2 protein-coding genes are annotated in these 1,178 nt (G+C 76.4%); one reads left to right on the top strand and one right to left on the bottom strand.

From position 1 onward, the window contains the following. Nucleotides 1-500: DUF2510 domain-containing protein (locus ACFW1I_RS18895; protein WP_384671120.1), on the bottom strand; the 500-nt coding region annotated here is incomplete at its 3' end. Between the two features lie 283 nt (nt 501-783). Here ACFW1I_RS18895 and ACFW1I_RS18900 point away from each other — a divergent pair. Further along, on the top strand, nt 784-1,178 hold a 395-nt coding region (locus ACFW1I_RS18900; RefSeq protein WP_384671122.1), incomplete at its 3' end, for an SsgA family sporulation/cell division regulator.

Below are 1,178 nucleotides of genomic sequence, written 5' to 3' on the forward strand. Positions count from 1 at the left end.
GCCTCGGCCTGCGCGGGGGCGGCCGGCCACTCGACCGGGGCCGACGGGTCGGGCACGACGGGCGCCGGCTCGGCGGCCGGTGCGGGCGCGGCGGGCGCGGCCCAGGCGGCCGGCCGGTCCTGCGCGTCGGCGGGGCCGGACTGCCGGGCGGCGTCGGCGCGCCAGGCAGTCGCCGGTTCCCTGACCGGGGGTTCCTCGTCGAGGAAGACGGGCCCGGTCTCCTCGACGGCGGCCGGCGCCGGGGCGGCGGCCCGGGCGGGGGGCGGGGGGGGGGCGGGCGCCGCCCCCGGGCCCGGCGCGGGGCTCGGGGCGAGGATCGGCCCGGCCGGCATGGCCGAGGCGGGCGGGACCGGTGCGGCCTCGCCGTCCTTGGGGGCGGGCCGGCTCGTGCCGGGCACCCAGGAGCCGCCGTTCCAGTACCGGATGTATCCGGGGATCGACGGGTCCGGGTAGTACCCCGCCTGCGGTACCTCGCCGCCGCCTCCGGGAGGAGTAGCCACTGCCCCGACTCCGTTCAGTCACAACGTTCCGTCACCACACTAAGGAGGCACAGTAACGAAGAACCTCCGCGAGGGAGGAAAGAGCCCGCGAGAAAGCCCGCCTTCACGCGAAGGAGGACGGAATCACTCACTCCCCGTGAGGTTCGGGCCCCGGACCAGGGGCGGCGGGCGGCCGGAAAAAACTTCCCGAAAAAACTTCCCGAAGTCGCGTAATGAACCGCGTCCGCCGCGCTCTCTCCAGGTGAAGGCCCGTCCGGGGCCCCTACGCGAAAGGCAGTCCGTCATGCGGAACACCGAGCACACCACCGTCGAGCGCGAGCTGGAGCTGAAGCTGGTGCTGTCCCCCGAGCGCTCGGTGCCGGTGCCGGCCCGGCTGGCGTACCGCAGCGACGACCCGTACGCGGTGCACATGACCTTCCACATCGGCTCCGAGCACCCGGTGAACTGGACCTTCGCCCGGGAGCTGCTGGTCGAGGGCGTCTTCCGGGCCTGCGGTCACGGGGACGTGCGGATCTGGCCGACGAAGGTCGACGGCCGCAGCGTGATCCTGATGGCCCTCTCCTCCCCCGACGGCGACGCGCTCCTGGAGGCCCCGTCGGGGGGGGGGTGGGCGGGGGGGGGGGGGGCGCCGAGCCCGGGGCGCCCCGGCGCCCCCGCGGGGGCGCGGGGGCGCGACGC

The sequence above is a fragment of the Streptomyces sp. NPDC058955 genome (assembly GCF_042741435.1).
GTDB lineage: Bacteria > Actinomycetota > Actinomycetes > Streptomycetales > Streptomycetaceae > Streptomyces.